The organism is Parvibaculum sp., assembly GCF_019635935.1.
Classification (GTDB): Bacteria; Pseudomonadota; Alphaproteobacteria; order Parvibaculales; family Parvibaculaceae; genus Parvibaculum.
In genome coordinates, this window is the sequence record NZ_JAHBYN010000002.1 from 19,720 (window position 1) to 27,610 (window position 7,891).

The 7,891-nt window shown below is 60.2% G+C and carries 6 protein-coding genes; 5 read left to right on the forward strand and 1 reads right to left on the reverse strand.

The features are described from left to right. Positions 1–76 precede the first annotated feature (76 nt). The 5 genes from KF719_RS17615 to KF719_RS17635 all read left to right on the forward strand — a co-directional run bounded on the left by KF719_RS17615 (position 77) and on the right by KF719_RS17635 (position 5,879). Positions 77–2,908 carry a winged helix-turn-helix domain-containing protein gene (locus tag KF719_RS17615; RefSeq protein WP_293510714.1) on the forward strand — a complete coding sequence of 944 codons (2,832 nt, stop codon included), beginning with the start codon at positions 77–79 and terminating at the stop codon, positions 2,906–2,908. Between the two features lie 149 nt (positions 2,909–3,057). Beyond that, positions 3,058–3,471, forward strand: coding sequence for a heme-binding protein (locus KF719_RS17620; RefSeq protein ID WP_213333427.1), 414 nt, complete (start codon positions 3,058–3,060; stop codon positions 3,469–3,471). 56 nt (positions 3,472–3,527) lie between these two features. Continuing rightward, positions 3,528–4,337 carry an SDR family oxidoreductase gene (locus KF719_RS17625; RefSeq protein ID WP_213333426.1) on the forward strand — a complete coding sequence of 270 codons (810 nt, stop codon included), beginning with the start codon at positions 3,528–3,530 and terminating at the stop codon, positions 4,335–4,337. Between the two features lie 112 nt (positions 4,338–4,449). Then, positions 4,450–4,944 carry a nuclear transport factor 2 family protein gene (locus KF719_RS17630; protein ID WP_293510716.1) on the forward strand — a complete coding sequence of 165 codons (495 nt, stop codon included), beginning with the start codon at positions 4,450–4,452 and terminating at the stop codon, positions 4,942–4,944. A gap of 101 nt (positions 4,945–5,045) precedes the next feature. Then, positions 5,046–5,879 carry an oxidoreductase gene (locus tag KF719_RS17635; protein WP_213333422.1) on the forward strand — a complete coding sequence of 278 codons (834 nt, stop codon included), beginning with the start codon at positions 5,046–5,048 and terminating at the stop codon, positions 5,877–5,879. Positions 5,880–7,290: 1,411 nt separating this feature from the next. Here the strand turns inward: KF719_RS17635 and KF719_RS17640 are convergent. After that, a partial coding sequence (locus KF719_RS17640; RefSeq protein ID WP_293510718.1) for a L,D-transpeptidase occupies positions 7,291–7,891 on the reverse strand: 601 nt, incomplete at its 5' end.

Genomic DNA, 7,891 nt, shown 5'->3' on the forward strand with positions numbered 1-7,891 from the left:
GCGCACTGGCCCGTTTAACGAGGACACTTAAGCTTCGTCTCAGCTTTAGCGCAATTTCGAAGGTTGAGGGGACCTGATGTCATCTTCCGTACAAGCTTCGGAATTCGGTCCGTTCGCCTTGTTCGTTCAGGAGCGCCGCCTGATGAAGCAGGGCGCGCCTGTGCAACTCGGCAGCCGCGCGCTCGACATACTGATCATGCTGGTGGAGAACGCCGGCAATGTCGTCACCAAGCAACAGCTCATTGACCATGTCTGGTCCGGTGTAACCGTAGAGGAGAGCAGCTTGCGCGTGCATGTCGCCGGGTTGCGCAAAGCATTGGGCGACGGACGGGAGGGCGCGCGCTATGTGACGAACATCGCCGGTCGCGGCTATTGCTTCGTCGCCGCCGTCGATCGCAGGACCAATCAGCCGGACGCGATCGCGACGGCGCTTTGCCAACCCGACATTTTGGCAAATCTACCGCGACGGTCGAACCTGGTGGTAGGACGCGAGAGCGAAGTCAGTGAGATCGCCAGCATCGTGCAGTCGCGGCGCTTTGTCACCATTCATGGCCCCGGGGGCATCGGCAAGACGACGGTGGCCTTATCCGTGGCGAGCCAGCTGGCCGGCACTTTCCCCGACGGCGTGCAGTTCATGGATTTGAGCATGCGCAAATCGGACGTACCGGTGGTCGAGTCGCTCGCCTGCGTGCTCAACCTGCTTCAATCGGGCAGCGCGACGAGCAATGTGGTCAACTATCTGCGCGAGCGGCGAATGCTGGTTGTACTCGATTGTTGTGAGCATGTCGTGGATTCGGCGGCCGAGCTGGCAGAGTTAATCTGCCAGGAGGCACCGGGTGTAGCTGTCCTTACAACAAGTCGTGAAGCTTTGCGCGCCGATGGTGAGCACGTTTATCCGCTTGCATCGCTGGCGTTTCCGCCCGACGACGCCGTAATTTCCGCCGAGACCATCGCCAACTATCCTGCTGCCCGGCTTTTCCTTGAGCGAGCGGTGGCCGCCGGCTATCGCGCCGAGTTTAGCGATGCGGACGCCGAAATCGTCGCCGACATCTGCCGCAAGGTGGATGGCATCGCGCTTGCGGTGGAACTGACGGCCGCGCGCGTGACGCTGCAAGGATTGCGCGAGACTGCCGCGCAGCTGGGTGGACGATTGAACTTGCTCTGGCAAGGACGGCGTACGGCGCTGCCGCGGCACCAGACGCTCAGCGCGACGCTCGATTGGAGCTATGAGCTGCTGGACAATCGCGAGCGAACCGTGCTGAGGCGTCTCTCCGTCTTCGTCGGACAGTTCATGCTCGAGGAAACGCAGGTCGTAGCCGCCGGTAATGGTGTGGATGATGCGCAGGTTGTCCAGGCCCTGGTGCAGCTGGTTTCCAAATCTCTAGTCGTCGCCGACTCAGGCGATGGCCGCACCCGTTACCGTATTCTTGACACGACGCGCGCTTATGCGCGGCTGAAGCTCATCGAATCAGGCGAGTTGGCCGATACGTCGCGACGGCATGCAGCGTTTTATTGTGATCTTCTCGACCGCTCTGTTGTGAATACACCTGGCCAACCCGAACGGCCGGCTCGTGAAAGGCTGAGCAACGTGCGCGCAGCTCTGGAATGGGCCTTCTCCGATTTGGGCGACACTCGGCTCGGCACCGAACTCGCCGCCCGCTCGGCCCAACTTTTCCTCGACCTGTCGCTGCTTGGCGAATGCCGACTATGGACTCAGCGCGCGCTGTCGGTGCTCGACGCTTCCCTGCGCGGCACATCGAGCGAAATGGCGTTACGGTTAGCGTTCGGCCAAGCTCTGATGTTTTCTCAGGGCAACAGTGAGGAAGCCCACGCTTCTCTAGCGCGAGCGCTGGAGATCGCCGAGTCGCTTGACGACAGCTTGGGGCAGTTCCGTTTGCTCTGCGGCATGCATATGTACCATCGGCGGAGGGGGGATTTCGCCGCGCTCGTGTCGATGGCCGAGAAAGCCGCGGCGATCGCCACCGACTTCGTCGATCCGGTCGCCGTCGCCGCCGCATATTCCATGCTCGGCGTCTCGCACCATCTGAACGGCAACTTGGCTCCGGCGCGCGACGCGCTCTGGGAATCGATACAGCAGCCGACTGACGACCGCCGGGTAACAACGAAGTTCTTCGGCGCGGATCGCGACGCACCGATCCTTATCCCAAGGACGCTCTGGCAGATGGGCTTTCCAGATCAGGCCGCGAAGGCTGCGCTCGAGGCCGGTGACATCGCAAATCTCGATCCGGTTACGGGCTGCGTGGCGCTCATCGGCTCGGCCAGCGTATTCCACCTGATGGGAGAATGGGAAGCCGTCGAGGACTACGTGGATCATCTGATCCAACATGCGGGCGAGCACTCGCTCGCCCCCTACCAATCGGTGGGCCTCGGTTTCAGGGGCGAGGTGATGTTCCGGCGCGGCGAGGTAGAGGCAGGCGTGAATCTCGTCAGAGAGGCACTAAACAGACTGCGTGCCGCGCGTTACGAGAACTATTCGGCTTGGCTAAGCTGCACGCTGGCCGAAGGCCTCGCGGCGCGGCGCCACTACGACCAGGCGCTCGCGCTCATAGGGGAACTAACGGCACCTTCGGCGAATACAGCGGTCTACAACATGCCGGAGCTGCTGCGCGTTCGCGGCGACTTGCTGGCACAGGCCGGCGACGAGAAGGCAGCCGAACGCTCACTGGAGGATGCGATCGCGATTGCCGAGGCACAGGGCGCGCTATCCTGGCGGCTGCGGGCCGCGACCAGCCTCGCCCGTCTTTGGCGAAGCCATGGCCGGAGCGATGCGGCAGGCGAACTGCTTGGAGCGACCTATGCCCGCTTCAGCGAAGGCTTCTGTAGCGCCGACCTCCTCGCCGCCAAGGCGCTGCTGGAGGCGCTCGGCCGTCCGCCAGAGGCAGTCTGATCGATAGCCACGATCTCGCAAGGGATTGTTATCTTCCGCGACCTTATCGCATTCACAAAGCTTCACGCCGCTTAACAACACCGAACTCGCGCAGCACCGGCCTTCCAGCGATCTTCTCCTCGTCAAGACGACGCAGACAGGAGAACGTCATGCAAATCACCTCTCACCAGGCCCAGGCCGTCATCGACGGCGCGGAAGCCAGGGCTCGCGAGATCGGCCTGCCGGTGATCATCGCCGTGCTTGACGCCGGCGCCCACCTCAAGGCCTTCCGACGGATGGACGGCGCGGTCCTCGCGTCGATCGACATAGCGATGAGCAAGGCGAAGACCGCCGTACTGTTCCAAGCGAACAGCGAAGCAGTCTGGGAATACTGCAAGCCCGGCGCTCCGGCTCACGCCTTGGAGCTGACCAACGGTGGCCTCGCTCCCTTCGGCGGGGGTATCCCGTTGCGCTGCCCGGAAGGCAGCGTCATCGGCGCGGTCGGCGTTTCCGGCGGTGCGGTGTCTCAGGATGCCGAGGTCGCACAGGCCGCGCTCGCTGCTTTCGAGAACCTCACCCGCTAATCCCTGAGAACCCATCCTCTTCCCGACCACGTCCCAACTCAAAGAAAGGAACGACCATGTCCAAGACCATTCTTATCACAGGCGCAGGTTCCGGCTTCGGCAAAGGCGCCGCCATCGGGATGGCCAAGAACGGCCACAACATCATCGCCACTGTTCAGGTTTCGCCACAGGTGACGCCGCTGCGCGAGGAAGCGGAGCAACTCGGCCTGAAGAATTTCCGCGTCGAACGCCTCGACCTCACCGATCCCTATGATATCAGGCAGGCGCAGTCCTGGGATTTCGACATCCTCTGGAACAATGCCGGCCAGGGTGAAGCCGGTCCGGTCTGGGAGATCCCGGTCGATCTCGTGCGCCGCAACTTCGAGATCAATGTCTTCCTGCCGCTCGTCCTCACCCAAGGCGTGATCCAGCGCTGGGTGCGCGAGGGTAACAGCAACGGCAAGAAGGTGGTCTTCACTTCGTCCATGGGCGGCCTGTTCACGCCGGCCAACTGGGGCACCTACGTCTCGACCAAGCACGCGCTGGAATCGATCGCCGAAGCGTTGCAGCAGGAGCTTGCCACCTACGGCATCAGGATCCAGACCATCAATCCGGGCGCCTACTACACTGGTTACAACGAGACCATGGCGGACAACCCCTTCCGCTGGCTGGATGACAAGAAGAACTTCACCAAGCGCGCCGATCTGCGCAAGGGCTTTGACGATTTCTTCGCCACGCCGGAAGGCAAGATGGATCCGAAAGAGATGATCGACCGCATGATCGAAGTCGTGCCGGCCGACACCGGGAAGTTCCGCAACGTGGTGCCGAAAGTGATCGAGGACATGCTCAAGCAGCACCAGATCGCTGCTTGGGACAACCAGATCTGACACGAAAGTCCTTTGAAGCGGTGGTTCTTCGACCGCCGCTCCCTCTCTCCCTTCCCATACTGGTAAAGCGCCCTCCGTAAGGCGTTGTTGCAACGAAAGAAAGGTGACGGATATGACCAGCTTGAGCCCTCTCATCGCGATCGCCGCAGCAAGTCTCGCCACGGCTGCCTTCATTCCGGTCGCGCAGGCGAACAAATCCTCGGGCGAGGAGAACAAGACGATCGTCCAGCGTTCGTTCGACGCCTGGGCGGCCGGCACCGGTAGCCCCTACGACCTGCTTGCCGAAGACGCCGTATGGACCATCACAGGCAACTCATTGGCATCGAAGACTTATCCCAGCCGCGAGGCATTCCTCGGCCAAGTTATTCGGCCCTTCGTTGAGCGCATGAGCGTCGGACTGAAACCGGTAATTCGTGATATCTATTCTGATGGCACCACTGTCATCATCCATTTCGACGCGGCTGGTACGGCAAAAGATGGCAAGCCCTATGTGAACACCTATGCTTGGTTCCTCGACATGCAAGACGGCAAGATCGTCAAGGCGACGGCGTTCTACGACAGCATCGCGTTCAACGATCTGTGGACCCGCGTCAAGCTTAACCAGTAGCTCTCGCCCAAGGCAGGGGCGCAAATGCGGACAGCCGCGCGCCCCTGATGCGATTATCAACCTGTCGGCGAGTCCGACCGTGCACGTAAAGGGACACGACCATGAAAACCTGGTTCATCACTGGAGCCTCTCGCGGCTTTGGCGCTAGGATCGCTGAACTGGCGCTCGACAGAGGCGACAACGTCGTGGCTACGGCGCGCAACCCGAGGACTGTGTCGGAACGTTTCGGCGAACGCCCCAATCTTCTCGCCGCCGCGCTCGACGTGACAGACGAAGAACAGGCGAAGGCGGCTGTCGCCGCAACGGTGGAACGTTTCGGCCGGATCGACGTGCTGCTGAACAACGCCGGCTACGGCCTGCTCGGCGCGATCGAGGAAGCAACAGGCGCGGAGGTCGAGGCGCTGTATCGGACCAATGTGTTCGGGCTGCTCGCCGTGACGCGCGCCGTACTGCCGACAATGCGGAAGCAGCATTCGGGCCATATCCTTAACATCTCGTCGATAGGTGGCTATCGCTCGGCAGCTGGTTTCGGCATCTACTGCTCGACCAAGTTCGCCGTGGAAGGCTTGTCAGAGGCGCTCCACCATGAACTCGCGCCGCTCGGCATCCATGTGACAGTAATCGAGCCGGGCTATTTCCGCACCGACTTTCTCGACTCGACTTCACTGGTGGCGAGTAAAAACGTCATCGCCGACTATCACTCGACAGCGGGCAACGTGCGCGGTGTGGCGAAGGAGCTCAACCACGCGCAGCCAGGCGACCCCGACAAGTTGGCAACGGTGCTGGTCGGCCTCACCGACACGGACAACCCGCCTGTGCGACTGCCACTTGGCAGCGATACCGTTGCCGCGATAGAGGCCAAGCATGCCTCGGACCAAGCGATCTTGGCCAACTGGCGGAGCGTCTCCATCTCGACCGACTTCGCGGAGAGTTAATTCCGCGGCGGCGGAGGATGAATAGCGTCGGAAGAAGTCGGGGAAACGTAGAGCCCCCCGCTGACGATCATGCCGCGCAACTTGCAGGAGGCAGCAATTCTCCAGGAAGGCCCAGGATGCTAAAAAACCGGGAATCCGCAGCCTATCTTTGTTCGAGCCGACGAGGCCAATAGCGCTTCCATGAGCAGAAGTCTCTAGGGCTTTGCCAGAAGCTCGCATCCCAAGGAGGATACTCGGGATATCCATTCCGCCAGAACTGAACGCTTTTCTGCACTTGGGGGTCATGCCGATTTCGGTATATCCACCGCAACTCAGAGCCAGTGATCGATCTGCGCTTCCCGCCCAATGGCGTTACATAATCATGTTCATGGCTCTTTTTTATCACAGCCGCGATGTCCAATTGGTCGAGGAAGAAATGCACAGTCGCGCTTGATTCACTGTGAGTATGCCAATACAATCCAAATTTCGACTTCTTTTTCCATCGTACGAAGTCCGGATACTCTAGATCTGCTGCTTGTCTGTATTTAGGATGACGCAGAATTGTAGCTAGAAATTCAGAGTTATCACTTGGTGTAAAGCTATTTAGTTTCTCTCCATTGATTAGATACCGGTTTATATTTATTAACTGGCGCATCAAGTCTGGCGAAACGAGATGGCTGTATCTGTCGAAGTCATATGCCATAAATGTGCCCAGACCAAAGATGATATCTCCAGGCTGAAAGCTCTCTTTGAATGGCGGCGCGAATGGCATTGATAAAACCTATTATAAGAAATATATGGTTAGTATTCTTAAAAAGTCGATTTTTACGAAAACAATCGGCAATCAATACGCTATATATCCCAATTTTCAAAATATTTCAGATGAATTCGATAGATATTACAATTCAACCCGCCCGAATAGGGAAAGGACGCGGAGGCGGCAGAGGCGAATGGACAACGGTGGCATAGTCCGACTCTCGGAGTTCTGGCGCCGATGGTCACTTCCGTCCACACGCCCTGCAATACTTCCTGGCGTCCAATAGCCAACACGGCGTCACACCGCCAATCAATGTGGGCGCCCCCGACGAAGACCCGCTCGATGCGCTGCGCGCGATCGGCCCGGATGAGGGCAGCTCCCAGTATCGCGGACCTCGCATCTGGATGGCAGCGGCCGTGATTGAGGCTCAGCCGACGCTGTCGGTCAGCCGTTCGCTGGAATCGCGGCTTATCTGCCAACCATCGAGCGGCGAGGGGTTTATGCGTCGCTATCGACGGTGTTCCTGCGGATGCTTTCCCCGAATTTGACGCCACAAGAGGCCGACGCGGGCGCTCGCTGCGCTTGTCAATGACGCTGTCGGGTGGAATGGCGAGGCGAACCGAGGCTTGAGGGCGCAATACGTGTTGCGCCCCACCGTGAACCGGCGGCGATGCCTTACGCAGGCAGGACGACCACCTTCGTCTTGACCGGCGTGCGGTTGTAGAGATGGATCATGTCCTGGCTCAACAAGCCGACGCAGCCGCTTGTGATGCCTGAGCCGATCGATTCGGGATCGCTGCTGGCGTAGATCGTGTAGAGCGTATAGGCGCCGTTCTGATAGAGATAGAGCGTCCGGGCGCCGAGCGGATTGTCGAGGCCCCCCGGCATGCCGCCTGCGTATTTGGCAGCCTCGGGCTGGCGCTTGATCATCTCCTTGGGGGGCGTCCAGGTGGCCCATTCGCCCTTGCGGCCGACGTAAGCATCACCGCTCCACCGGAATCCGTCGCGGCCGACATTGGCCCCATAACGGGTGGCGTTGCCGTCCTCTTCGATGCGGTAGACATAATAGTTGCCGGGATCGACGATGATTGTGCCGGGCGCTTCCTTGGTCTCGTAACGGACAGTCCGGCGGAAATATTTCGGATCGACCTTCCTGACATCGGCCGCCGGGATCGGGAACTTCTCCTCCGGCACCGGACCGTAGACCTTCTCCGCCTCTGCGAGGCTCATGCTGCCGTCGGTTGTCACGCAACCGCCCAGGCTCAGCGCACCGAGG